Source organism: Trinickia camelliae (genome assembly GCF_053525655.1).
In genome coordinates, this window is record NZ_JBCHAA010000005.1 from 326,355 (window position 1) to 351,799 (window position 25,445).

General features: G+C 63.1%; 23 protein-coding genes and 1 pseudogene. 7 read left to right on the forward strand and 17 right to left on the reverse strand.

Annotated features, from left to right (window positions below; all coding sequences use genetic code 11):
- Positions 1 to 3: 3 nt before the first annotated feature.
- From AAHK20_RS11760 to AAHK20_RS11785, 6 genes and pseudogenes are all read right to left on the reverse strand, one after another.
- A pseudogene (locus AAHK20_RS11760) lies at positions 4 to 339 on the reverse strand (response regulator); the annotation flags it as partial.
- A 146-nt stretch (positions 340 to 485) separates the two neighbouring features.
- Positions 486 to 1,133, reverse strand: coding sequence for a response regulator (locus tag AAHK20_RS11765; RefSeq protein ID WP_449181618.1), 648 nt, complete (start codon positions 1,131 to 1,133; stop codon positions 486 to 488).
- On the reverse strand, positions 1,130 to 3,313 hold the full coding sequence (locus tag AAHK20_RS11770) for a CHASE domain-containing protein (RefSeq protein WP_449181619.1): 2,184 nt from the start codon (positions 3,311 to 3,313) through the stop codon (positions 1,130 to 1,132). The genes AAHK20_RS11765 and AAHK20_RS11770 overlap by 4 nt, the downstream gene beginning before the upstream one ends.
- A 257-nt stretch (positions 3,314 to 3,570) precedes the next feature.
- Entirely contained in the window at positions 3,571 to 4,410 is an 840-nt protein-coding gene (locus AAHK20_RS11775) for a universal stress protein (RefSeq protein WP_449181620.1), read from the reverse strand.
- On the reverse strand, positions 4,407 to 4,928 hold the full coding sequence (locus tag AAHK20_RS11780) for a universal stress protein (RefSeq protein WP_449181621.1): 522 nt from the start codon (positions 4,926 to 4,928) through the stop codon (positions 4,407 to 4,409). Before AAHK20_RS11780 ends, AAHK20_RS11775 begins: the two co-directional genes overlap by 4 nt.
- 53 nt (positions 4,929 to 4,981) lie before the next feature.
- Entirely contained in the window at positions 4,982 to 5,821 is an 840-nt protein-coding gene (locus tag AAHK20_RS11785; RefSeq protein WP_449181622.1) for a universal stress protein, read from the reverse strand.
- Positions 5,822 to 6,031: 210 nt separating this feature from the next.
- Between AAHK20_RS11785 and AAHK20_RS11790 the strand changes: the two genes are divergently transcribed.
- The gene (locus tag AAHK20_RS11790) at positions 6,032 to 6,778 is read left to right on the forward strand and encodes a beta-ketoacyl-ACP reductase (protein ID WP_449181623.1); all 747 of its coding nucleotides are present in this window, start codon (positions 6,032 to 6,034) and stop codon (positions 6,776 to 6,778) included.
- A gap of 42 nt (positions 6,779 to 6,820) precedes the next feature.
- Complete coding sequence (locus tag AAHK20_RS11795; RefSeq protein WP_449181624.1) at positions 6,821 to 7,057, forward strand: UDP-glucose 4-epimerase; 237 nt, start codon at positions 6,821 to 6,823, stop codon at positions 7,055 to 7,057.
- Here AAHK20_RS11795 and AAHK20_RS11800 read toward each other — a convergent pair.
- The gene (locus AAHK20_RS11800; protein ID WP_449181625.1) at positions 7,048 to 8,475 is read right to left on the reverse strand and encodes an MBL fold metallo-hydrolase RNA specificity domain-containing protein; all 1,428 of its coding nucleotides are present in this window, start codon (positions 8,473 to 8,475) and stop codon (positions 7,048 to 7,050) included. The two genes, AAHK20_RS11795 and AAHK20_RS11800, sit on opposite strands and share 10 nt — an antisense overlap.
- A 206-nt stretch (positions 8,476 to 8,681) precedes the next feature.
- Between AAHK20_RS11800 and AAHK20_RS11805 the strand changes: the two genes are divergently transcribed.
- Positions 8,682 to 9,719, forward strand: coding sequence for a zinc-dependent alcohol dehydrogenase family protein (locus AAHK20_RS11805; RefSeq protein ID WP_449181626.1), 1,038 nt, complete (start codon positions 8,682 to 8,684; stop codon positions 9,717 to 9,719).
- Positions 9,720 to 10,002: 283 nt separating this feature from the next.
- A complete protein-coding gene (clcA, locus tag AAHK20_RS11810) occupies positions 10,003 to 11,292 on the forward strand; it encodes a H(+)/Cl(-) exchange transporter ClcA (protein WP_449181627.1) in 1,290 nt (429 codons plus the stop codon).
- 272 nt (positions 11,293 to 11,564) lie between these two features.
- Here the strand turns inward: clcA and AAHK20_RS11815 are convergent, their stop codons facing one another.
- The 5 genes from AAHK20_RS11815 to AAHK20_RS11835 all read right to left on the reverse strand — a co-directional run bounded on the left by AAHK20_RS11815 (position 11,565) and on the right by AAHK20_RS11835 (position 15,910).
- Positions 11,565 to 12,221: a hypothetical protein gene (locus tag AAHK20_RS11815; RefSeq protein WP_449181628.1), complete on the reverse strand. Its 657-nt coding sequence runs from the start codon at positions 12,219 to 12,221 to the stop codon at positions 11,565 to 11,567.
- A gap of 88 nt (positions 12,222 to 12,309) precedes the next feature.
- Positions 12,310 to 14,040, reverse strand: coding sequence for an ABC transporter ATP-binding protein/permease (locus AAHK20_RS11820; protein ID WP_449181629.1), 1,731 nt, complete (start codon positions 14,038 to 14,040; stop codon positions 12,310 to 12,312).
- Between the two features lie 193 nt (positions 14,041 to 14,233).
- Entirely contained in the window at positions 14,234 to 14,665 is a 432-nt protein-coding gene (locus AAHK20_RS11825; RefSeq protein WP_449181630.1) for an ExbD/TolR family protein, read from the reverse strand.
- The gene (locus AAHK20_RS11830) at positions 14,662 to 15,399 is read right to left on the reverse strand and encodes a MotA/TolQ/ExbB proton channel family protein (protein ID WP_449181631.1); all 738 of its coding nucleotides are present in this window, start codon (positions 15,397 to 15,399) and stop codon (positions 14,662 to 14,664) included. Before AAHK20_RS11830 ends, AAHK20_RS11825 begins: the two co-directional genes overlap by 4 nt.
- A 10-nt stretch (positions 15,400 to 15,409) precedes the next feature.
- Entirely contained in the window at positions 15,410 to 15,910 is a 501-nt protein-coding gene (locus AAHK20_RS11835; protein ID WP_449181632.1) for an energy transducer TonB, read from the reverse strand.
- A 741-nt stretch (positions 15,911 to 16,651) separates the two neighbouring features.
- Between AAHK20_RS11835 and AAHK20_RS11840 the strand changes: the two genes are divergently transcribed.
- On the forward strand, positions 16,652 to 18,379 hold the full coding sequence (locus AAHK20_RS11840; RefSeq protein WP_449181633.1) for a methanol/ethanol family PQQ-dependent dehydrogenase: 1,728 nt from the start codon (positions 16,652 to 16,654) through the stop codon (positions 18,377 to 18,379).
- An 83-nt stretch (positions 18,380 to 18,462) separates the two neighbouring features.
- A complete protein-coding gene (locus AAHK20_RS11845; protein ID WP_449181634.1) occupies positions 18,463 to 19,695 on the forward strand; it encodes a c-type cytochrome in 1,233 nt (410 codons plus the stop codon).
- 143 nt (positions 19,696 to 19,838) lie between these two features.
- Here AAHK20_RS11845 and pqqE read toward each other — a convergent pair whose 3' ends face one another.
- The 5 genes from pqqE to pqqA form a co-directional block, all read right to left on the reverse strand.
- Positions 19,839 to 20,975 (reverse strand): pyrroloquinoline quinone biosynthesis protein PqqE, encoded by a 1,137-nt coding sequence (pqqE, locus tag AAHK20_RS11850; RefSeq protein ID WP_449181635.1) that lies wholly within the window; start codon positions 20,973 to 20,975, stop codon positions 19,839 to 19,841.
- 1 nt (position 20,976) lies between these two features.
- A complete protein-coding gene (pqqD, locus tag AAHK20_RS11855; RefSeq protein ID WP_449181636.1) occupies positions 20,977 to 21,258 on the reverse strand; it encodes a pyrroloquinoline quinone biosynthesis peptide chaperone PqqD in 282 nt (93 codons plus the stop codon).
- A complete protein-coding gene (gene pqqC, locus AAHK20_RS11860) occupies positions 21,255 to 21,974 on the reverse strand; it encodes a pyrroloquinoline-quinone synthase PqqC (protein ID WP_449181637.1) in 720 nt (239 codons plus the stop codon). Before pqqC ends, pqqD begins: the two co-directional genes overlap by 4 nt.
- Before the next feature lie 2 nt (positions 21,975 to 21,976).
- Positions 21,977 to 22,900 (reverse strand): pyrroloquinoline quinone biosynthesis protein PqqB, encoded by a 924-nt coding sequence (pqqB, locus tag AAHK20_RS11865; RefSeq protein ID WP_449181638.1) that lies wholly within the window; start codon positions 22,898 to 22,900, stop codon positions 21,977 to 21,979.
- Between the two features lie 66 nt (positions 22,901 to 22,966).
- Positions 22,967 to 23,041: a pyrroloquinoline quinone precursor peptide PqqA gene (gene pqqA, locus AAHK20_RS11870; RefSeq protein ID WP_449181655.1), complete on the reverse strand. Its 75-nt coding sequence runs from the start codon at positions 23,039 to 23,041 to the stop codon at positions 22,967 to 22,969.
- Positions 23,042 to 23,812: 771 nt separating this feature from the next.
- On the opposite strand from pqqA, the gene AAHK20_RS11875 reads away from it, so the two are divergent.
- Positions 23,813 to 25,445 (forward strand): TonB-dependent receptor (locus AAHK20_RS11875; protein WP_449181639.1); only part of this gene is annotated, 1,633 nt, incomplete at its 3' end.

Here is a 25,445-nt window from a genome sequence, read left to right on the forward strand (position 1 = left end):
GCTCGTCTTGTCGAAAAAGAAGTCCGCTCCGGCCGCGAAGCTCGCTTCGCGAAACGCGGGGGCCGAATAGTTCGTCAGCACGATCGTCAGGACGCGGCGATGTTGCTGAGCGAGCGCCGCCACGAGGTCGAGGCCGTAGCTGTCGGTCAGCCGCAGGTCGAGGATCGCGGCGTCGGCTTCGCTTCTTTCGATGCCCTCGATCGCCGGGCCGACGTCTTCCGCCACGCCGACGACGCTCACGTTGCCAGCCGGTTCGATGAGCGCTGCGATCCGCTGACGCAAAAGCGTGGAACCATCGACCAGGAAAACTTTTAGCGGTGAACGAGTGGCCGTATTCATGGCCTGAAGTATCGTTCGACGTCCCGCGAAAATAAATCGGCGGTGTATGAAGTTGCGGTAGGTTTCGGAGAAGGCGTGTAGGGCGATTCCTACACGGTCGCGGCAGTCCTTACGCCGCCCCGTGCATTGCGGGCGGCCCGCTGGCGTCACAAGTCGTCGTTGTCGTCGAAGAGCTTGTGGCGGATCGCGTAGCGCAACAGCGCTGCTTCGTGCGGCATCTGCATTTTCTCGAGAATGCGCGTCTTGTAGGTGCTGACCGTCTTCGTGCTCACGCACAGCTCCTGTGCGATTTCCGTAATCGTCTGACCAGAGGCGATGCGCCGGTACACGTCGAACTCCCGGTCGGAGAGGCGATGGTGCGGAAGTGTCTCGACGGGTTCATTCAGGCTTTGCGCAAAATGCTCGGCCATCGTTATGCTCACATAGACGCCGCCGGCGGCCACTTTGGTGACCGCCGCGACGAGCTCGGCGCTCGCGCTATCCTTCGTCAGGTAGCCGGATGCGCCGGCCTTGAACGCGCGTACGGCGTATTGCTGTTCGGCATGCATCGTCAGCACGAGAATGCGCAGCGCCGGCTTTTCATCCTTGATCTGCTTGACGAGTTCGACCCCGTTGCGCCCCGGCATCGAGAGGTCGAGTACGAGCACATCGGCGGGTGTCGAGCGCGCCAGCGCGATGGTGGCCGCGCCGTCGGCGGCCTCGCCCGCGACTTCGAAGCCGCTCGCGTTCTGAAGGATGTGGCGAAGGCCGTCGCGCACGAGCGCGTGGTCGTCGGCCAGCAGCACTTTGATCATGACTCGGTTTCTTCCTGTTGTATGGCGGCGAGCGGGAGCAGCACGGTAATCGCGAACCCGTGCCGCTCGGAGGTTTCCACCGCGACCGTTCCGCCAAGCATATGCGCCCGTTCGCGTATGCCCAAGAGGCCGAATGATTTGTTGTCGGTGCGTGCGCTGCGCTCGACGGCTCCGCGCCCATTGTCGGCGATGCGCAGCATGCATTGGTTGCCTTCGATGGCGAGCACGATCGAAACCCGCGTCGCCTCCGCGTGGCGCGCGACGTTGGTCAATGCTTCCTGCACGATGCGGAAAATCGTCGTCGCGCTATTGCGTGTGAAAACCGTATCGCCCGGTTCGATCCGGCGCTCGACTTCGATGCCGTAGCGGTTTGCGAAATCGTTGGCGAGCCATTCGATCGCGGGCACGAGACCGAGATCGTCGAGCATCACGGGCCGCAGATCAGCCGCGATGCGGCGCGCGGAGGCGACCGTGGCGTCGATCAAGCGGCGCATGCTGGCTAGCCGCGTGGTGACGGCGGGCGGTGCAGGCGGCTCTCTGGCGAGCGTTTGTTCGACGGCCGACAAATCCATCTTCAATGCGGTGAGCTGCTGGCCGAGATCGTCGTGCAGTTCGCGCGCGATGCGCGTCTTCTCTTCTTCGCGCACGTTCTGCAGGTTCGCGGACAGATCGCGCAGTTCCTCGCGCGAGGCCTTCAGTTCGTTTTCGGCCCGCACGCGTTCGGTGACGTCGCGCAGCATCACGGTATAGAGCTTGCCGGTGGCGTCGCGTATCTGCGAAATCGACGCTTCGATCGGGAATTCTTCGCCGTTCGCGCGCAGACCGAACAGCACGCGCTGCCGGCCCATTTGCCGGTCCGACACGCCGGTCACGCCGAATTGCTCGACGTGCTTCGTGTGGGCGGCGCGAAAGCGCTCCGGGATGAAGCGATCGAGCGGCGCGCCGATCGCGTCCATGGCCGAGCAGCCGAACACGCGCTCGGCCATCGGGTTGAAGATCACGATGCGCTGGGCCTCGTCGACCGTGATGATCGCCTCCATCGACGAGCGGATGATGGCCATCATCCGCGCCTCGTTGAGCGTCGATTGGGAATGAGCGAACCCGGCGTCCACCGGCGCCGCCGATTGCTTGCGCAGCAGCGCGAAAACGGCGATCGCGGCCATCAGCGCCGCGAGTGCGCCGGCGCCGAGGATGGCGTTGGCGGTGTCGTCGGCCCCGGCGATGAGCGATGGGGTGCTCGCCGCATAGCCGAGCGTGAGCGATTCGCCGCCGACGCGCAGGATGTCCGTGTGGCGGAAAACGGGCGACTCGTCGGCCTGTTCGGCGGCGGCTTCGTTCGCAGGATAAAGCGTGATGCCTGAGCTTGCGGCAGTCACGCGCAAGTCGATGTGAGGCTCCTGCGCGGCGATGCTCGCAATGAGGTACTTCAAATCGATTCGCGCGAACACGAAGCCTGTCAGCGCCGCACGACGCGACGCTGGGGTGTCCTTCGGCGCTTCATGGTACGCCGGCAGGTAGAGGCTGGCGTTTGCCTGGTTTTCGCCCGAGTTTTCGAGTGGCGCTGCGTGGATGTCGAGCGCGATCCGTGCGCTGTCGGCGGCGCGCAGCAACGCGGCGCGCCGGTTGGTGTCCGAACCCAGGTCGCGCGTGCCTTGTCCCGAGTCGCTCGCTTCGGGCCAGACGAGCACAACGGGCGCAAAGGGTGCAAAGCGTGCAATAGGCGCTGTACTCGCTGTGCCGGGGGGGAGCGGCGCGGCACCGGACGCGCTCGCGGGTGCCGTCTGTTCGACGCCCGGCGCCTCTGCGTAGCCGAGCGCTCGCATCGCGGGCAACATCTCTTCAAGATCGAGGCGGCTCACATAGCGCCGCCACGCGTCCGGTTCGGGCTTGGCGCCGCCAGCCATTGCCGCGCCGACAAATCCATTGGCTGCATAGACGGCTTGCGAGTAGGCCGCCAGGTCGCGGCGCAGGTCACCCGTGACGTGTGCGGCGCGCGCGTCGAAGCGGGCCTGCGCCGAGTGAATCAGATGCTCTCGGACCAGCGTCGACGATGCCGCCGCAACCGCCAGCACGGCGACGAACGACATGAGCGCCGCTGCCGCGGGCCGCCGCAGGAATGCGGCGCCGCGCGGGCGCGGCGGGGATGCCACAGGCGTGGGTGGCGTACCGTGGACGCTCATGTGAGCTGTGCCTTGATCGACGTTGCGTCCTTTGCCCGAGGGGCAAAGGACGCTTGGCGGGTGGCCCGGCGCAGGGGGACGATACCGGTCTCTCAGACAAATTGTCCTAGATTGTCTACGTATTGCAAATGCGGACCTGCCCGCCAGATGGTGCGATCCCGAACGGCTACCAAAGCGAAGTCCGCGGCATTCTTTCAATTTTCCGATATTCGTGCGCATGCGGCGCACGGGGCGCTGCGAACCAAGGTGTTCCGTAGTCAATGGGACATCAGCACGGGGACCGTCATCGTCTCGAGCAAGGTGTGGGTGACGCCGCCCAGCACACGTTCCCTCGCGCGTGCGTGTGCATAGGCGCCCATCACGAGCAGGTCGGCGTGCACGTCGCTCAGTTGATTCAAGAGCGTGGCGCCGGTGCTGACACCGGACGCTCGCGGAATCGAGGCAAACCCCGCGCGCACGCCGTGCCGCTCCAGATAGCCGGAGACGTCGAAACCAGGCGGCTCGTCGCGGCCGGGATGCTTTTCCACGGTCGTCACCGTCACGAAGCGGGCGCGCTTGAGGATTGGCAAGGCATCGGCGAGTGCACGCGCGGCTTCGCGGGTGCCGTCCCATGCCACGACCGCGTTGTTGCCGAACGACGCGACACGGCCCGCGAAGGACATCGTATAAGGCAGAACGATCACGGGGCGCCCGGCTGCCATGACGAGGTCTTCGACGAAATCGCGTGCGATATAGGACGCCTGATCGCCGAGGTCTTCCTGGCCCACGATCACGAGATCGGCGTGGCGGGCGTACAAGGTCGCAGCCTCGAGCGCCGGGCCTGCAGGCGCTTGCCACTCGAACCGGCATCCGGCACGCTCGGCCGCTGCGACAAAATGCTCGTGCGCGCGGTTCTTGCGCTCGACGCCCTGCGTTTCCAGCTTGCCCAGATTCAAGCTGTCGTCACGCTTGAGCAACGGCCGGAACATGTCCTGGCAGACCACGTAAAGACCGATCAGATGCGCGTTGTGCTGGTGCGCGAGATCGAGCGCGAAGGCCACGCGCGCGTCGCTGTGGCGGCTGTCGTCGATATGGACGAGCAAAGTCTGGTAGCTCATGACGGTTCCTTTTCGGTTTGGGCGGCCGCCGCTGCGGATGCCGTCGCCGCGTGCTCTGGCGTGGCGCTTTCCACGCTGCCGGGAATCAGCAGCACCGGACAGCAGGACAGACGCACGAAACGCTCGGCGACGCTGCCGAGTACGAGCCGGCGAACGCCGCGCCGGCCGTGCGTGCCCATCACGACCAGATCCGCGTGCGTCTTGTGCGCCTCGTCCAGGATGCATTGCGCGATGTCGCTTCCGGGTATGTCGGCTTCGACCACGCGCGGCGTGCCCTTGATGTTTTCGCGCTGCATGACGGCGAGCGCTTCGGTTTTGAGGTTTTCGCCTTCCCGCAACAAGGCGTCGCGCACGATCGACGGGTCGCAGCCGGGCGCCTGGTAGGCCACCATCGGCACGTCGACGATATAGAGGGGGATGAGTTCGGCGCGGTTTTCGCGCGCGGTCTTGAGCGCGAAATCGAATGCGCGCTTCGCGGTGTCGCTGCCGTCGATCGGCGCGAGGATGCGTTTGTACATGATGAAGCCTCGTCGTTCAGTCACTAAGGTAGCCCTGCTGGCTTGATGCCGCGTCAATGCGACATCAGCACCGGCACGGTCATCGATTTCAGAATCGAGCGCGTGGCGCCGCCGAGCACCAGCTCGCGCCAGCGCGAGTGGCCGTAGCCACCCATCACGATCAAGTCCGCACCGAGGTCGGATGCGCGCGACAGCAACATCTCTCCGATGGGCACACCGCGCACGCCCTCGATCGCTTCGGTCACGACGTTCGCGCCGTGCCGCGCGATGATTGCGGCGATGTCCGCGCCGGGAACGCGACTCGCGGGCGGCTCGCCTTCGAGCGGGTTCACGCTGAACACGGTGATCCGCTTCGCGTGCGCGAGGAACGGCAGGGCGTCGTGCAGCGCGCGGGTGGCCTCGCGGCTGCCGTCCCATGCGAAGAGGACGTTGCTGCCCACTGTCGGAAACTGTCCGGCGTACGGCACGAGCAACACCGGGCGTCCGGCGCTCAAGACGAGGTTCTCGACGAACTGGTCGGCGACAAACGATTCGGCATCGTACGGATTTTCCTGGCCGAGGATGGTCAGATCCGCCAGCCGCGCCGCTGCGGGGACTGCGATGTTGGCGTATTCGTCCGCCAGCTTCCATTCACCGGCGACTTTCGCGCGTGCGAGCTCCGCGTGAAACAGGCGCTCGATCGCGCCTCGTTCTTCGGTGCGGATCTTTTCGTGCTCGATGTAATAGTCGGCGGTGCCTGCCATCACGTTGAGGGATCGCGGATCGGGCTGGAAGACTGAGAAAAGGCCAGTCAGGTACGCATCGAATTGCTTGGCAAGCCGCAGCGCGAGTTCGAACCGCGCGTGCACGGCTTTACTCGTATCGAGGTGAACGAGGATGCTTTTGTAACTCATTGCAGTAGCTCCCAAGAAAGGAAATGACGCGCCTTGGCGTGATTCGGAGTCTAGGAGGGACGTTTTTTTGCAGATTGATGCAGATCAATTGAACTTGGGCCGCGCTGCGTAAAGTGAACTCACGAGATGAATTTGCCGCGCGGCTCGCCGCGCCAGCCGATGATGTGCCGCGCCACGATACGAGCGCGTTTCTTTTTCGAGGAGAACAGCATGTCCGCTAAACGTGTTGCCTTCGTAACCGGAGGCATGGGTGGCCTGGGCGCGGCGATCAGCCGGCGTCTCTTCGCCATGGGGATGACGGTGGCGATGTCGCATTCCGAGCGCAACGATCATGTGCCGATGTGGCTCATGCACGAACGGGACGCGGGGCGCAAGTTCTACGCCTACGAGATGGACGTCGCCGAATTCGACTCGTGCGAGCAATGCGCCAAGCGCGTCCTCGAGGATCACGGCACGGTCGACATCCTGATCAACAATGCGGGCATCACGCGCGACACCTCGTTCGCGAAGATGACGAAGCATGATTGGGACGCGGTGATGCGCACGGATCTCGACGCGCTGTTCAACGTGACCAAGCCGTTTATTGGCGGGATGGTGGAGCGCGGCTTCGGGCGCGTCGTGAACATCGGGTCGGTGAACGGCTCGCGCGGCGCGTTCGGGCAGACGAATTATTCGGCGGCGAAGGCAGGCGTGCACGGCTTCACGAAAGCGCTGGCTCTCGAAGTCGCCAAGCACGGCGTGACGGTCAACACCGTGTCGCCCGGTTACCTCGATACGCCCATGGTCGCCTCGGTGCCCGACGACGTCATGCAACAGCGCATCCTGCCGCAGATTCCGGTCGGGCGGCTCGGGCGCGCCGATGAAGTCGCCGCGCTCGTTGCGTTCCTATGTTCGGACGATGCGGCGTTTGTGACCGGCGCGGATGTCGCGGTCAACGGCGGCATGCATATGCAATAGGCCGCGAAGGGCTTTTAGACAGATGGAATCGAGGGACTCACCATGGCAGTGTCAGGCAAAATCAGCGAGCGCGACTGGTCCGTTTCGGCCGAGGTCAAGCCTGTTCCGGGCGGATTCGCTTGCACCATCCACGTCGGCCACGACGATCCGAAAGGCAAATTCGAGCACAAGTTCAAGCATCACACCGTATTCGGAACCGAGCGGGAGGCGGTGCTCGAAGGATTGCGCGAAGGAATGGTCTGGATCGAGCAGAAGATGGCGCACGCGATTCATCTGTAGGGAAACCGCTCCTCGCTCGTCGGCGTGGAAATGGCCTGCGCGTGTTCCTCGCGCGACGCCTCAGGCAGGTCGACGGATTCGAGGTAGGTCGGCACCTCGCACGGCCAATGCAGCGTTTCCTCGATCCGGCGCCGCAGCGCATCGGCTGCCGCCGGTTCGCCGTGCGTGATGAAGGTGCGCTCGGGCGGCGTCGACATCGATGCAAGCCACGCGAGCGTCTCGCGATAGTCGGCATGCGCCGACAGCGACGAAATCGATTCGATCGCCGCTCGCACCGGCACGTATTCGCCGTGAATCTTGAGCGTGGGCGCGTGCGCTTCGAGCGCCGCACCGCGCGTGCCGGCCGCCTGGTAGCCGACGAGCGCGATCGTGTTGCGCGGATCGGGCGCGAACGCCTTCAGGTGATGCAGCACGCGGCCTCCGGTCGCCATGCCGCTGCCCGCGATCACGACCATCGGTCCGCGCCGGCCCGTCACCTCCTTCGATTGATCGACGGTGCGCACCATCATTGCGGCCTTGCTGATCGAGTCCGCTTGCGACAGCGTGAGCCGGTGTTCGCGCAGATGGCGCCGGTATAGCTCGGTGACGCTGATCGCCATCGGGCTGTCGAGATAGACAGGAACGTTGGCCATCCTTCCTGTTTCCTTCAGCAACGCGATATAGCGCAGGATCGACTGCGTGCGGCCGACCGCAAAGGACGGAATCACGACGACGCCGCCATGCTTGAACGTACGAGTGAAGATCGCTTCGAGTTCGGCGGCGGGATCGCCCTCTGGATGGAGACGGTCGCCGTAGGTCGATTCGACGACGAGGTAGTCGGCGTGCGCGAGCGGCATCGGCGCGCGCAAGATTGGATCGACGGGGCGCCCGAGATCGCCCGAGAACGCGATCAGCTTGCCGCCCATGTGCACGAGGAGGCTCGCGGCGCCGAGGATGTGCCCGACCGGAAGCAGGCGGAAGGACACGCCGTTTTTCAGCGCGACGGGATCGTCGAAATCGCAGGGCACGAGCTGCTTGAGCACGCGTTCCGCGTCCTCCATCGTATAGAGCGGCAGCGCCGGGCGGTGCTTCGAGAAACCGTGGCGATTCGCGAAGTCGGCTTCTTCTTCCTGCAGCTTTGCGCTGTCCTTCAGCATCACGCCGCACAAGTCGACGGTGCCCGAGGTGCCGTACACCGGGCCGCGGTAGCCCATTTGCGCGAGCACGGGCAGGTACCCGGAGTGATCGAGGTGGGCGTGCGTGAGGATCACGGCATCGAGCGTATCGACGGGCAACGGCAGCGGCGCCCAGTTGCGCAGCCGCAGGTTCTTGGTGCCCTGGAACAGGCCGCAATCGATCAGGAGGCGCAGCCCGGCGCCTTCGAGGAGGTATTTCGAGCCGGTGACCGTCTCGGTGGCGCCTAGGAAAGTCAGTTTCATGCGTGGCCTCCGGATGGGATTTGCGTAAAGCGACGCTGGCGGGCTTCGCTTCATGATGCGGGCTCTCCGATGCCGTCTCCTGATCCACGTCAATGAAGCTTGAGCGATCTGTGGCGATTGACGTACGTCAATTCGGTTGGCGCCTCCGAGCCTAAAGTGATTTTCATCCGAAACGCTTCGTTTCGCGTCATGGAGGAAGACCTGCGATGAAAGCCCTCGTGTACCACGGTCCCGGCAAGCGCTCGCTCGACGAGCTTCCGATGCCCGCGATCATCAATCCCACCGACGCGATCGTGCGCGTTACGCGCACGACCATCTGCGGCACCGATCTACACATCCTCAAAGGCGACGTGCCGACTTGCGAGCCGGGCCGCATTCTCGGTCATGAGGGAGTGGGCATCATTCACGCAACGGGTTCCGCGGTCTCGTCGTTCAAGCCCGGCGATCACGTGCTGATTTCCTGCATCACGTCGTGCGGCAAGTGCGAGTACTGCCGGCGCGGCATGTACTCGCACTGCACCACAGGCGGCTGGATTCTCGGTAATAAGATCGACGGCACGCAGGCGGAATTCGTGCGTATTCCGCACGCCGAGACGAGCCTGTACCCGATTCCGGCGGACGCGGACGAAGAGGCGCTCGTGATGCTGTCCGACATCCTGCCCACGGGCTTCGAATGCGGCGTGCTCAGCGGCAAGGTGGAGCCCGGCTGCACGGTGGCGATCGTCGGCGCAGGTCCGATCGGGCTCGCCGCGCTTCTTACCGCGCAGTTCTATTCGCCGGCGCGGGTCATCATGATCGACCGCGATACGAACCGCCTCGAAATCGCACATCGCTTTGGCGCGACCGACTGCATCGACATCGGCGCGACCGAGCCGGTCGAGGCCGTGATGAAGCTGACCGAGGGCATCGGCGTGGACTGCGTGATCGAAGCGGTTGGCGTGCCGGCGACTTTCGAGCTGTGCGAGGCGCTGGTCGCGCCGGGCGGAACGATTGCGAATGTCGGCGTTCACGGCGTGAAGGCCGACCTCTTTCTCGAGAAGCTCTGGGACCGCAACATTGCTATCACGACACGACTCGTCGACACCGTCAGCACGCCAATGCTGCTAAAGACGGTGCGCTCGGGCAAGCTCGATCCGAAGCCGCTCATCACGCACCGCTTCAAGCTCGCCGAGATCGGCGCTGCCTACGACACGTTTGGCCGGGCCGCCGATACGCACGCGCTGAAAGTGCTGATCGAGACATGATCACGGCAAGTGATCTCACCCGCGGCGGACACTGGTTCCGGCGCTTCGCCGCCGCGCCGCCCGCCGGCCGCTCTCAAGGGAAAACATACAGAAAAGTGATTTCGTATTGGCTGGGTATGAGACCAAAGGCCCATTGTCGTTCAATGGCGCAGTTACCTATATTGACTTCATTCATACGCATCAACTTCGCGACGAAAGCCATCGTCGGGCCGCAACGCACCAGCCAGGACGTGTTCGTGCTCTACGGGTCCTGCGCACCGTCGTAAATCGACGTGTACCAATCATGAAGCCGACCACGGCTGAAGAGAATCAAGGCGGGCTAATCGCAATGGGTCTTCTGTCGCTCATGGTGGGCGCGGTGGCCGGGTTGGTAGGGGTGCTGTTTCGTCGCTCGCTTGAAGAGGCAGACAGATTCCGTGCTTTGTTCCTTACGTGGGCACACGCGGAAAATGTTCTTGGCTTTTGCATTGTGGTCGTTGCGATAGCGGCCTCGACAGCCTTGGCGGTGTGGCTCGTCGGTCGGTTTGCACCGCAGGCAAGCGGCAGCGGAATTCCTCACGTTGAAGCCGTCTTGCACGGAGAGCAACCCCCCGCACAGATTGTCCTTATTCCGGTGAAGTTCGTCGGCGGTGTGCTGGCGATCGGTTGCGGTCTAGCCCTTGGCCGTGAGGGGCCAGCCGTTCAGATGGGCGCCTCGATCGCTCATCGTATCGGGACGCTCTTTCGCCGGGACGCAGCCAATTGCCGGGTGTTATTGGCCGCTGGCGCCGGGGCTGGATTGGCTGCCGCGTTCAACGCACCCATCGCCGGTGCGGTGTTTGTACTGGAAGAATTGGTTCGAAGGTTCGAGACGCGTACCGCAATCTCGGCGCTCGGCGCCTCCGCAGGAGCGATTGCGGTAGCACGCCTGATCCATGGCGATTTGCCGGACTTCCGGTTGATGGCGCAACCTTTCCCCGGCTTCGGGACAGTGCCCTCGTACCTTGCACTCGGGGTAGTCGTCGGTATGCTTGGGGTTGCCTACAACAAGGCAATATTGGGCGCTCTTAAGGTCGCCGACCGCTTGTCGCGTTGGCCCGCCGAAGCGCGAGCAGGGCTGGTGGGTGCCGGCGTAGGCGTACTGGCCTGGTTCGCACCCGACCTGGTGGGTGGCGGCGACGCCATTGCGCAACGTGCGCTCGAAGGAACAGGCTCGCTCACCGCCATCGCGCTCATTTTTATAGTCCGTTTCGCGCTGGGCGCTGTCTCATACGCGGCCGGCACCCCGGGCGGGCTGTTTGCGCCGATGCTCGCTGTCGGCGCGCAAGCCGGCCTCGCTTTCGGAAAAATTTGCGTTCACTGGTTCCCTGGTGTGACCGCGGATCCCGCTGCATTCGCGGTTGTCGCCATGGCGGCCTTCTTCACGGCCGTTGTACGCGCACCCATAACGGGCATCATCCTCGCTACAGAGATGACGGGAAATTTCACGCTGCTCCTGCCGATGCTGACAGCGTGCTTTGCTGCAATGATTGTTCCCACCATGGTGCACTGTCCGCCGATCTACGATTCGCTGCGCGATCGCGTGCCGCAATAGAAAGATGACCCGGCGCATTGAAACGGTGGTGCCTGACGACGGTATAGAGGCCGTATGGCCAGCTTTGGGATGTGTCGCGGCGAGCGCGAGCGACACCGATATAGGACCAAGAGCCAATTGCACTTCTCACATGCCACGCCAATACTGCTCGTGGTGTCCAGGTTCGAATGTGGATTGGCTCAACGGACCACCTGCCACGCATGGCCCGTGCGACGTTCTTCGACGAGCCGGGCAATTATCTTCAGTCCGTATTACGGCGCCAACGGGGTGTACTACCGCGTAGTGGCCGGTCCATGACGCGCGACGAGAATATGCAGGCTAACCAACGTCGTCCATAGCGGAAATAACATCGCGATCCACGGCCAGTCAGTGATGACTATCAGTAGCACCAGGCCGCATGCATACCCGGAAAATGCAATCCAGCGTGGAAGGATTGCGGTACGCAACGCAATGGTGCAGGTCGACATGATGAAGACCCCAGCCATCTTGATGGCGAAGATGTTCAGGAACGCATAGCCGACATGCCGTGCGAGGAAGTAGACATCGTTGCGCAGTGGTTGACCCGATGCTTGTGTGATGCCGAGAATCGATGCGGCAATGGCCGCCGACGCGAACAGACACGCGACGAAGAGCAGGCCGCTTCCCAGAAACACCGTTCCGAAAAATCGATCTTCCATCGTCCCTATCCGGTCGCGCAGGACGCCCAGGAACCACAGAAAGGCAATGCCGGCAAAGGGCACAAGGTGCACTGCGAGCACGAATTCATTTCGGAAGCCGTGCTTGATCGTGATCTGCTCGGCTGGAATGTCCGGGAATGCCAGGCGAACGATCGCGAGGCCGATGATCATCAACGATGAGAAAACGAGCCCGGCAATCGCCACTACCTTAGGCAGGGTAGATGCCTGGCTTGCGGGAGTTAACGGATCCATTGGCGAGGGCCTCTTTCGATGTGTCATTCCGATTGCGGTGGCAACTAGCCGAGGTAACACCCGAACACGGTCAGGTCGCCTTCCCCGATTAGGGGCGCTTGATATCGAGCGTCTCCTCGTGGAACTGCACAAGGGACTTGCGCTGTGCCACGCTGACGATCGCTCCTTTGTGCAGTCGTTCTGTGAGCAGGTGATACAGATGCGCTTCAATTTCGCTGTCAAGCGCGCTCGTTGCCTCGTCGAGAAACAGATAGTCGGGCTTGTGCAGCAGCACACGCGCAACCGCCAGCCGCTGCTGCTCGCCCGGGGAAAGAATGCGCCACCAGGGATCCGACTCCTGAAGCCGGTCCGCAAAGCGCTCAAGCCGGCACGCACGCAGTGCCTCGCGGCATTCATCGTCGCTAAAGGTGTTCGGCTTCGCGGGATAGGCAAGTGCGGCTTTAAAGGTGCCTGCCGGCAAATAGCTCCGCTGGGGGATGAACATCATGTGCGCGCCCACAGGTGCATCGATCGAGCCGTTGCCGAACGGCCAGAGACCCGCGAGCGAACGTAAAAACGTGCTTTTCCCTGAGCCAGACGCCCCGCGGACAAGCCAACGTGAACCAGGCTTTACGGCGATGTCAGGCACATTCGCAAGCGTATTGCCATCTGGCAACGCAAGCACGAGGTTGCGCGTAACGAGCTGGTTCTCATCGACATAGTGCAGGTTGATGCCGCCATGCGCGGTGGCCGGCGAGACAGACTCCTTCAGATGGGATTGCTGCATGACGCGCTCGAATTCGCTCAGACGGTTTGCCGTCGCACGCCACTCGACGAGCGTATCGTAGTTGTTTATGAACCAGGAGAGCGATTCGCTTACCGAACTGAATGCGTCGGTAATCTGCATCAGCGTGCCGAACGTTACCGCGCCAGCGAAATAGCGCGGCGACGCAACGATGATCGGAAAGATGTCGGCGATCTGCGCATAAAAGTTGAGCACGAAGCTGTAGCGCCTCGTGTACTTCATGAAGCGCCACCAGTTTTCACGAATGCGCGCGAAAAGGTCGTTGGCATTCGATTCCTCGGTTTGCATGCCTTCGTAAAACGCAATCTCCTCGGCGTTTTCGCGCAACCGGATCAAGCCAAACCGAAAATCCGCCTCGACGCGTTGCAACTGGTAGTTGATCGACACGAGCGGGTGACCAATTCTGTTGGTCACGAGCGCACCGGCAATCGCATAGACGAGGGCTGCCCAAAGCATGTAGCCCGGAATCTGAACGGATGACAAGCCGACCCCGATTGTCAAAGCGCCCGCCGTGCTCCACAGGACGATGGAGAACCAGACCAGCGTCTCGACCGTCGACAGCAGATCGAGCGTGAGAGAAAGGGTTGTGGTCGCGAACAGGTTGAGGTCAGCGGCAATACGCTGGTCTGGATTGTCGGCGAGCCGATCGCGCTCGACTCGATAGAAGATGGCGCCGTCCAGCCATCTGTTCAGATAGCGCTGGGTCAGCCACTGGCGCCATCGAAAGCCAAGCATTTGACGCAGATAGCGGTTGTACACGGAGAGGATGATGAAGGCGAACGCGAGTACCGCAAAAATCAGCACAAGCTGCGGAAATTCGCGGACGTTCTTGCTTTCCAGTGCATCGTAGAAATCGCGGCTCCACGTGTTCAGCCGGGCGTTGATGCCTACCATCAACAGGTCCATTGTGACGATTGCCGTCAGCAGTCCCCACGCGGCGCCGCGTTCCTCGGAGACCCAATACGGCTTGATCAAACTCCAGACTGAGACATGGTCGAGTTGCCCAGTTGCAAGGCCGGATGATGTGTTGGTCATGAGCCCACCCTTAACGCAAAGCGATCGCGGATCGAGCAAAGCAGTAATTTCCGATACAGTTTGCGCCTCGGACTGCGTTACTCGCTACGTGCTCGCGTGGGTGGATAGTCGATTGGAGCGAAGGCGCTGCGCGTCTCCGTTTCTTTCGCCGAGCAGCTTATGTCTGCGCGTCGCCAGTTGGCGGACCGCGGAGTCACGGCGCCTTGCCGTGAACATCGCCGTTATCTGCTGTCGCGATCGCCACGTGCACGATCCCGGCTCGCCCGACGACGCCCATCACCTTCGCCACCTCGCCGAACGGCTCGCGTCGATCGGACTGAAGATTCACGCTCAAGTGCGAATCGCGCGCCGCAAGGCCAGCAAGCACGGGCTCGAGCTTCTCGAAGGGTGTCTCGTGTCCGTCGATAAACACCTTGCCTCGCTCATCGAGCGTAAGCGTTACCGCATGCTCGCGCGGCTCGGCCGTGCCAGCGGCGGCTTTCGGCAGATCGACGCGTATCGCGTGCGTCAGCAGCGGCGCGACCACGAGGAAGATGGCAAGCAGCACCAGCATCACGTCGACGAGCGGCGTGATGTTGATTGCCGCGAGCGGTTCGTCGTCTTTGTCAGTCGAACGCGAAATCATGCCTGCACCTCGTCCGGGTGCCGTGCCGTAGTCGACGTGCCGGCGTCTGTCGCGGTATGCGAATGCCCGAGCCTGAAACCGATCCGCTGCGCGAGATTGACGAGGTCGGTCGCATAGTCTTCGAGATCGGCTGCGCTCACGCGAACGCGCCGAAGATAAAGGTTGTACGCGAGCACCGCTGGAATCGCCACGGCAATACCGACGCCAGTGGCCACGAGGGCTTGCCCGACCGGTTCCGCAATGCCCGCGATGCCCGTGGACGACCCGCTCGCCACCGAGTGCAAGGCATGGATGATGCCGAAGACTGTCCCGAAGAGCCCGACGAATGGCGCGACGTTGGCGATCGATGCAAGCAGCGTCAACCCCTGTTCGAGCGTTCTGCGCTCGCGCTGGATCTGCTGGTTGAGCGAACGTTCCAGAACCTCATGCCTGTCCCATCGCGCGATCTCCGCCTGCTGGCCGGACCCGGCGGGTGCATCGGTGCTCAGGGTGTCGGCGGCGATGCGCGCGAGGCGTCCTTTGGCGCATGCGCCTGCCTGTGGCGGAGTGCCGAGCGCACGTGAAGGATCTTGCTGGGCGGTGTGCCAAAAGGCTTCGGTGAACCGGCGATTTTGTGCTGCGACGCGCCAGTGCGTGATGGCCTTGCTCAATATCAGCACCCAACTCAGCGCGGAGAGCGTGGCGAGCAGACCAAGGGCAAAGTCGACGATATAACGCGTAACGATGTCGGACATGGTTGGGACCTCAGGTTCCGAGTTTGAATTCGATGGGCACCTGCACCCATCCGTCGACGGCCTGCGCTGCGCGCTTTGCCGGTATGAAGCGCCAGCCGTTCACCGCCTCTTGCGCGGCCTCGTCGAGGGGCGGATGGCCGCTCGACGACACAACTTCGATATGGTCCGGCTTGCCGTTGGCGAGCACGTGAACCTTCAGCAACACGGCGCCTTCCCACGCGCGACGCTGGGCTATCTCCGGATAGGCCGGCGGCGGGTTGTGCAGATAAGCGGCATTGAAGCTGGGTGCGCTAGCCGTTTGCGCGGCGACGCTCTCCGACGATTCAGATTCGTTCTCCGACCGCTTAGCGCTCGGGGTGGCGGCGCTGGCGTCATGCTCGGGCGCGGTTTGGGACGACGGCGGCGCGGGGCTAAGAGCGGCGATGCTTGACGGGGGATTCGCGCTCGCCTGCGCAGCTTGTGAAGCCCGCGTGGCAGCGGGCGAGGGGGCACGGCGGATGGGAGCGGCCATCGAGTGACGAGAATGCGGCGGCGTAGCAGGAGAGGGCAATGTTTGCGTCGCCTTTGATGCATTCCGGTCAAGGGGGTGCGAAAGCGCCGGCCCTGTAGACATGGGGGCACGTGGAGGCGCAAAGACGCTCAACTGAACGTCGAGTGCCGTGGGCTCGCTCGTGGTCGCCTTCGATTCGAACACGCGAAAGGCTTCGATAGCGAGCAGCCCGTGAAGCCCGAGCACGGCAAGCGCGATTGCGCAAAGCCGCTTTCTCTCTATGACTTCGCAATGAACGGCTAAGGGAGCGGCAATCCGCCAAGCAACGCAACCACTCACCGGAACGGCAGCCACGCTGCGCGACGCAGCGAACCGATAGCGCGCGAAACTCGAATAGCGCCGTGCCGAAGCGATCATGGTTCCCGTTCCTGAAAGTGAGATTCGAGGCGCACGACCCAACGCAACATGCGTGCCGGTGACCGAATCACTTCCGTCGTGTGAAGCGACCACGGTTGCGTGCGCGTTGAAGTGTCCTGTTTAGCAACACATCGAGCTTGAGCTGTACCACGCTGCAACAGCGCCACAACGCTTGCGCCGAATGGCCGCGTGTTCTTGGCATGCGATTCATGCCTATGCGAGGGCACGCTGCCAAGGTTGAAGCGAATGGCATACGACTTGCGTAGAACGCCGCGCAGCCAGACTGCATTCAACCGAAGATGGCGCCGGCCGCATGGCATAGCGTCGACACTCAAGGAGACAAGGATGAAAGCACGCTATGCGATAGCGGCGCGGCCCACACTGCTGGCGATGGCAGTCGCGACGGTGGTGGCCATGGGGATGGGATCGGCGGCCGCCGCCGACGAATACCCGGCCGTGACCTCCGAACGATTGACCTCGGCGCAGGACGACCCCGGTTGGCTGACCTACTACCGCACCTACAACGGGCAGGCCCATTCGCCGCTCAAGCAGATCGACGCGTCGAACGTCAAGGACCTCAAGCAAGTGTGGAGCTACAAGTTCCCCGCCGAGTTAAAGCAAGGTTTCGAAGCGACGCCGATCATCAACGGGCGCTACCTGTTCGTCAGCACGCCAAAGGACAACGTCTACGCCTTCGACGCGGTGACGGGCAAACAGCTCTGGAAATACGAGCCGAATCTCGGACCTGAGTCCTTCAAGACCGCGTGTTGCGATGTGGTCAATCGCGGTGTCGCGCTGTACGGCAAGAACGTCTATATCGCGATGCTGAGCGGCGAGGTTGCGGCGCTCGACGCGCAAACCGGCGCAGTCGTCTGGAAGAAGCAGATGTTCGATCCCGGCATCGGCTACGCATTCTCGCTGGCCCCGCTTGCCTTGAATGGAGCGATCATCGTCGGCAACTCCGGCGGCGAATACGGCGCGCGCGGCTTCATCGCCGCGTTGAATGCCGACGACGGCTCGGTGCTCTGGAAGCGCTTCACGATTCCGAATGCCGGGGACAAGGACGCGAAGACCTGGCCCGACGGCATGCAGGAGCACGGCGGCGCCCCGGCGTGGATGACCGGCACCTACGACGCCGCAACCAAGACCCTCTACTGGGGCGCCGGCAATCCGGGACCGTGGCTCGCCGACTTGCGTCCCGGCGACAATCTCTACTCCGATTCGCTGCTCGCGCTCGACCCGAAGAACGGCGATCTCAAATGGCACTACCAGTACACGAAGCACGACACCTGGGACTACGACGGCGTGAATGCCGCCGTGCTCGCCAAGATCACGTATGAAGGCAAGGACTACGACGCCATCATTCACGCGGACCGCAACGGCTTCTTCCACGCCATCGACCGCACCACGGGCAAGCTGATCTACGCGAAGCCGTTCGTCGTGACGAAGTCCGTGACGGGCTATAACGCCGACGGCTCGCCGATCCAGGACGCGACGAAATATCCGAAGGCGGGCACGACGATCGAGACGTGCCCCAGCTTCCTCGGCGGCAAGAACTGGTGGACGCTTTCGTACGACCCCGAGAAGCATCTGGCGATCGTTCCGGCGCTGCACGCCTGCATGTCGTTGACCGGCAAGTCGGTCAACTTCATGGAGGGTTTGCCGTATCTCGGCGAAGGCTTCGAGATCAAGCCGGAACCGGGCAGCAAAGGCTACGGCGAGCTGCAGGCGATCGACGTCAACACCGGCAAGAAGGTCTGGAGCCATTGGAGCAAGCTGCCCTGGAACGGCGGCGTCACGACGACGGCGGGCGGCCTCGTGTTCAGCGGCGGGCTCGACGGGCACCTGTACGCGTTCGACGAAACGACAGGCAAGGTCGTCTGGCAAAGCCCCAAGCTCGCGAGCGGCATCGTCGCGCAGCCTTCGGTATTCGAGGTCGACGGCAAGGAGTACGTCGCAATCCTGACGGGCTACGGCGGCGCCAATCCGATCTGGGGCGGCCCGATGGCGAAGGCGGCCGAGAAGGTGCCGGTCGGGGGAACGCTCTACGTGTTCGCACTCAACCACGGCTGACTCCCGCGACAGAGGCACGGCGGTGCGCGGCCAGCGCGCGGATTCGCCGCCGTGTTCTCGAGGCATTTATCGGAAGCATGATCATGAAGATTCGACTCAATTCGTTCGCCGTCGCCAGCTTGCTCTTGGCCGGCGCGGCGCTTTCGCCCAGCCTTGCAAGCGCGGACGTGCGCGTGTGTACGTTTCCAGGGAGTCCATCGGCGACGCTCGATCAGGCAGTCGCGCTCGAAGCCTTCAGGACGGCGGGAGTCCCAGCTGCGGTGACAACCGGCGCATTCGACGGCAGCGACGATGACGGTGTTTCGCTGAAGGAGCTCCATCGGGCGCTCACTAAGAACTGCGACGTGATCGCGGGCTTCCCCTGGTCGTCGGTGGCCGACGCGTCCGACAGCAAGCTGCGGTTTTCGCGCGGCTACCTGCGTTCCGGCTATGTGAGCGTGGCAGCGAACGGCGCGAGCGCGCAGCCCTTGGGAGCAGACATCGTCGCCGCAACGTACGCGACGCCTGCCCAGTTGATTGCGGTTCAACAGCCGAACGTCAAGCTGGACCTGGAAAGCACACCGGAGCTGACGATTGCCTCGGTGGCGGGAGGACACGCGCAGCGCGCCATCGTCTGGTATCCAGCGGTTGTCGCTTATTCGATTGCCCATCCGCAGCAGCGCTTTGCGATTTCAGGCACGACCTCGCCATATGCCGACTGGCACCTGGTCTTTGCATTTGGACAGAAGGACGCGTTGTTGCAACGGCGGATCGATGCGGCGCTGAGCAAGATGAAGGCGGATGGCCGCTTGACTGTGCTGACCCGGCAATGGGTGCTTCCGGAAGGCGCACAGGCTGCGCTGCCGCCTAAGACGACGTTTTCCTACCGCGACGGCCCGATTCGTCTCGCCACTGTTTCGACGGCCGAGCTGACTCGCTCCGGCACGCAGGATCAAGGCGGTTTCATCAAGGTCGACGCCAGCGCCGGCGACGATGCGCCGTCGTTCAACAACGCACAGGTCAAGCACGGCAAGAGCCTTTATTCGAGCTCGTGCGCGAAGTGTCACGGCGCGGATCTGAAGGGCCTCAATGCGCCCGCGCTGAGCGGACCCGCATTTGCGCCGGTGGCGAATTCACATCTGACCATCGGCGGCGTGTTCGGCTACATGGCGACCAACATGCCCGCAGACCGGCCCGGCAAGCTGAAGGATCAAGACTATGCCGACATCATGGCGTTCTTGCTGTCCTCGAACGGCTATACCGCCGGTTCGGCCAAGTTGACCGCGGATGGCGCGAAGGCGTCCAAGACGCCGCTCAACGGCAAGACTCCGCAATAAGTTCGCGCCGTCTCTTCACGTTGCACGTACGAAGCGTGTCGCGCGCCGCTCGATCGGCGGCGTGCGACATGCGTATGCATTCAAGCGGGTTGAGGTGGAGCGTTCGCTGCTCAGCGTGAGATTTGTCCAGCGCGCCGCGAACGCTACCCGAAGCGCACCGAGTTCTCTCGGCTCCGGAAGATCAGCGGCTGCTCATCGGTTTGACTTGCCGCTTTGCTTGCCGATGTACGCGCAAACATCACGGCCTGTTCGATTTTCCCGTTATCGGCGGACTTCGCGCAAACGGGATCGGCTGCAGCCGCGTCGCCAGTCAGCATGTAGGCCTGGCATCGGCATCCGCCATGGTCGGCCTCGCGTTCATCGCAGGTGCGGCACGGTTCGCGCATCCAAGCGTCGCCGCGATAGGCGTTGAAACCGGAACTGGAATGCCAGATATCCGATAGCGACGCATCGCGCACGTTCGGAAACTCGAGGCCGGGCAGGGACCGCGCGGCATGACAGGGCAAAGCGGTGCCATCCGGCGAGACCGCAAGGAACACCGAGCCCCATCCATTCATGCAGGCTTTCGGCCGCGTCTCGAAGTAGTCGGGGACCACGAACAGAATCCGGCAACGGTCGCCGATGCGTTTGCGGTATTGGTTGACGATGTCTTCGGCTTCGCGAAGCTGCTCGGCCGTCGGCATCAACTGAGCGCGATTCAGCATGGCCCAGCCGTAGTATTGGGTGTTGGCGAGCTCGAGATATTCGGCGCCCATTTCCAGGGCCATCTCGATGATCTGCGCAACGTGCGGGAGGTTATAGCGGTGCAAAACGCAGTTGAGCACCATCGGGTAATCGTGCGCCTTGATCAAGCCGGCGACGCGCTGCTTGCGCTCGAAGGTTCGCGTGCTGGTCAGGAAGTCGTTGAGTTCGCGCGTCGAGTCTTGAAACGACAGCTGGATGTGGTCGAGCCCGGCGCGCTTCAACTCGCCGATGCGCGTCTCGTTCAAGCCGATGCCGGACGTGATGAGGTTCGTATAGAAACCGAGCCCGCGCGCGTGCGCGACCAGCGTTTCGAGGTCGTCGCGCAAGAGCGGTTCGCCGCCGGAAAAGCCGATCTGCGCGGCGCCCATCTTGCGCGCCTCGCCGATGACGCGCAGCCACGTATCGGTATCGAGCTCGGCGTCGTGCCGCGCGAAGTCGACGGGGTTGTAGCAAAACGCGCAATGCAGCGGACACCGATAAGTCAGCTCGGCGAGCAGCCACAGCGGCGGGGCGGCGGAAGTCGGTTGTGCGTCCATGTCAGTCGAGCCAGCCGCGCTGCCGTGCGTGATCGATGAAGCGATAGACGTCGACGGCGAGATCGGAGGTGTGAAAGAGCCTCTCCAACTCGCCGATGATCTCGTCGAGTTCGCGCGTGCCGTCGCATCGCACGAGGATCTCGCCCGCGCTTGGGTTGAGCTTGACCATGCCTTCGGGATACAGCAGCACGTAGGCGCTTTGCGCGTCTTCCCACTGGAGCCTGAACATCTTTCGCAGGCGAGGGCAGGGGCAGGCGCGGTTTTCGGATTCGGCGAGGTTCATAGTGGATACGCCTTTTCGATGGCATCGAGCATCGACCACAAGATGTCGAGCTTGAATTCCAGAATGGCCAGCGCGCGTTGTTGCGCTTCGCGTGTGGTGAAGTAGGCGAGGGTCACCGCGAGCCCATGTTCGACGTCGCGCTGCGCGAGTGGAATGCGGCTGCGAAAGTAATGCAGCCCTTGCGGCTCCACCCACGGATAGAGGGTGGGCCAGCCGGCCAGGCGTTCGCGATGGATCTTTGGCGCAAACATCTCCGTGAGCGACGAGCAAACGGCTTCCTGCCACGGCGCGCGCCGCGCGAAATTCACGTAGGCGTCGACGGCAAAGCGCACGCCCGGCAAGACGTGCTCGAGCGACCAGAGCGCGTCGCGCTCGATCCCGACCGCATCGGCAAGCCGCGCCCATGCCTCGATACCCCCGGCGTCGGCGCCGTGACCGTCGTGGTCGTGGATGCGCTCGATCCAGATCCGCCGCGTTTCGCGGTCCGGGCAATTCGACAGAATGGCCGCGTCCTTCAGCGGAATGTTGATCTGATAGTAGAAGCGATTGGCCACCCAGCCGCGAATCTGCTCGGGCGAGCACTGCCCGGAGTTCATGCGCAGATTGAAGGGGTGGTGAATGTGATAGCGCGTTCCGAGCGCGCGCAAGCGTATTTCGAACTCGTCCGTCGTCCAAGGCGTCGAGTCGGAGATCGTGGATGGCAGCGCTGCATTCATGGCTAGACCTGAAAATACATTCCGTCGTACGCGACTTCGATGCCGCGTGCGCGGATGACGGCGTGCTCGGCGGAATGAGGATTGAGAATTGGATTCGTGTTGTTGATGTGAATCAGCACCTTGCGGGTGGCGCTAGGCAGCGCGTCCAGCAACTGGACCATGCCCGGCATGCCGTTGTGCCCGCATTGGGCGAGGTGGCCCATGTCGCTTGCATGCTTGTTGGACAAGCCCAAGTCGATCATTTCGGTCGAGCGCCAGAAGGTGCCGTCGACCAAAACCAGTTGCGCCGATTCCATCGCGTGACGAACGGCGGCCGAAGCCGAGGCGAGTCCGGGCGCGTAGAACACACGCGTGCCGCTCGCGACGTTCTCGATCAGCAAGCCGATGTTGTCGCCCGGCGCGGATGCGTTTCGGCGCGGGGAATAGGGCGGCGCTTTACTGTCGATCGGAATCGCCGTGAAGCGCAGGCCGTTTGCGGGGGCGATCGAAAAGGGTTCGTCGAGGGTGATCTCGTGCCGCTCCACGCCGCAGTAGTGGCCCAGCAGCGGGACGATGGGAAAGCCGCTCGACAAATCGTCGAAGACGGGGCGGCACGCATAGAGCGGCAAGGGCGTCGAGCGCTCGCGCAACATCAGCAGCCCGGTGACGTGATCGATTTGCGCATCGATCAGCAGCACAGCCGCAATGCCGCTGTCGCGTATCGAGCGGGCAGGCTGAAGCTCGGGATGGGCCCGCAGCTGCGTCAGCAGATCGGGGGAGGCGTTGATCAGAATCCAGTCGACGCCGTTCTCGCTCACCGCAATCGACGATTGCGTACGTGGCGTGATGTCGCTTTCCTCCTGGCGCGCGCTCGTACAGTTCGCGCAGTTGCAGTTCCATTGCGGCAGTCCGCCGCCTGCGCCCGAGCCGAGAATCTTGATCTTCATGAGCGTGGGTCCTGGCGCTGCCGCGCGCCGTCGTCGTTGCGGCGCGCGGTCGGCTTTAGCGTTGCGTTAACGGTTGGCGATATACATCGTGATTTCGAAGCCGAAGCGAAGGTCGGTATAGGCGGGGGGGGTCCAGGTCATGGTCGTCTCCTTGAGTAGAACGTCTTGGTGAAGTTAACCGCTTGAGAGAGGCGGTCCGCGCCGATTACGCAAGCTCCATGCCGAGAGGTGAACGCATCGCTTCGTTATCCGGGCCTGCGCGGCAAGTGCCGGCGCTGCTTGCGCAGATGGGTGGGTACCCGTCCGTGGCCTCTGAGGGCGGCGCTTGAACGCTTGCGAGGCAGACCACGGCCTGCGCACAGGCTGTTGCATGCTGACGCACCGGGTGTTGCAAAAGAGGACAGGCACGCCGTCCATCGCGCAACGCCATCGCTGCTTTCGGCATCGGGCGCCGGCGGCATCTTTCGATCGATCGTGTCGTGAGAGACGACCAATGCCCGCTTGACCGCAATGGCACGGTTCTCGCTGTTGCCTCGCCACCCGTCTCGACGTTAAGGAGCGCGCCGATGAGTCGCTTGCGGATGTTGGTGGAAAGGTGGCTCACGTCGTCTCAGGCGACCCAGGTAAGAATCAGCAGATTCGGCTATGCGGGCTCCGGACGCAGGCGCCACGTTCGAGTGGAATGGCTGCGGGTGGAAGGATCAATCGTGATCTTGTTCTTTAGACACGATGACGGCACTTGGCATGTGTTTCCTCCGGAGCGTCGAACTGCAAGGTGGTCGATGGGCAGCAGCAAGAGTGCCGAATAGAAAGCATCACTGACGGAATTGTCGTGGCACATCACATTGAACGATAGGGTCCAAGTCATTCGAATTGATCGTTCGCCTTGGATTTGCAAAGGGGGAGGCGGATATGGGCGCGGCCGATGGACGGCGTCGCTGGCGTGGGCTTAGGCACAGTACAGGCGTCGTTTTATTTGTCGGGGGAGCGCTAGCGGGTCTCTGCGTAAAGGCGAGGGCGCAGGCCGATATGGAGGGTTCCGCTTCGGCGCCATCGACGGTTTCTACAGCCGCGTCCGGCAATGCGTTGACTCTCGCCCCCGTCATCGTCATCGGCACCACGCCGCTGCTCGGCATCGGCACGCCGCTATCGCTCGTGCCCGCAAACGTGCAAACCGTGCACGCACAAGACCTCGAACACCAGCACCGCAGCACGCTCACCGACTTCTTCGAAAAGAACCTGCCGAGCGTCGACGTCAACGAGGCGCAAGGCAATCCGTATCAGATCGACATCAACTACCGCGGCTTCACGGCCTCGCCGCTGGTGGGCACGGCGCAAGGCTTGTCGGTGTTCATGGACGGCGTGCGGATCAACGAACCGTTCGGCGACGTCGTGAACTGGGACCTGATTCCGCAGCAAGCCATCGACACGATCCAGTTGATCCCCGGCTCGAACCCGACGTTCGGCCTGAACACGCTCGGCGGCGCGATCGCGATCTCGACCAAGAACGGCAAAGAGAACCCGGGCGGCGAGGCCGAAGTGACGGGCGGCTCATGGGGCCGCAAAACCGCGCAAATCGAGCAAGGCGGCACGATCGGCCCGAACCTCGACTACTACGTCACCGGCGACGCCGCAAACGACGACGGCTGGGCCGACCACAATTCGAGCCGCGTGCGCCAGGGCTTCGGCAAGCTGCGCTACACCGATGCGAACACCACGGTCTCTTTGTCCGCCGGCGGCGCCGACAACGACTTGCAAGGCACGCAGACGATTCCGCGCTCGTTCCTCGACAACTTCAGGCAGGCGTACACGTTTCCTGACCAGAACCAGAATAGCGCCGGCTACGTGACGCTCTCCGGCGACCACTACTTCAACGACCACGTCGAACTCTCCGGCAACGTCTACTTCCGCCGCTTCGTCAATACGAACACGAGCAGCAACACCAACACCAATTACGGACAAGTCCTACCCGACGGCACGATCGACACGCTCGAAGGCACCAACGTCCAATCCTCGATCGATACCGACAGCTACGGCGCGAGCCTGCAACTGACGCTGCTCGGCAAGCTCGGTGGCATGGAGAACCAGTTCGTCGCGGGCATGGCCGCCGATTTCGCGAACTCGCACTACACGCAATCGACGCAGGACGCGACCTTTACCGCGTCACGCGCGACGATCGGCATCGGCGATTTCGTTCAGCAAGTCGACGCGAAAACGCGCGACGGCAACCTCGGGTTCTACCTGCAAGACACGCTGTCGCTGACGAAGCAATGGACGCTGACGCTCGCGGGGCGCTATGACTGGGCGAAGGCCGACATCGGCGACGAAAGCGGCCTGCAGCCGCTTCTGAACGGCAGCCATGTGTTCTCGCGCTTCAACCCGGCGATCGGTGTGAACTGGAACCCGACGCCCGGCTTCACCGCCTACGCGACCTACAACGAGGGCATGCGCTCGCCGACCGCCATCGAATTGACCTGCGCCGACCCGGCCGCGCCGTGCTCGCTGCCGAACGATTTCCTGGCCGACCCGGCGCTGCAGCCCGTCA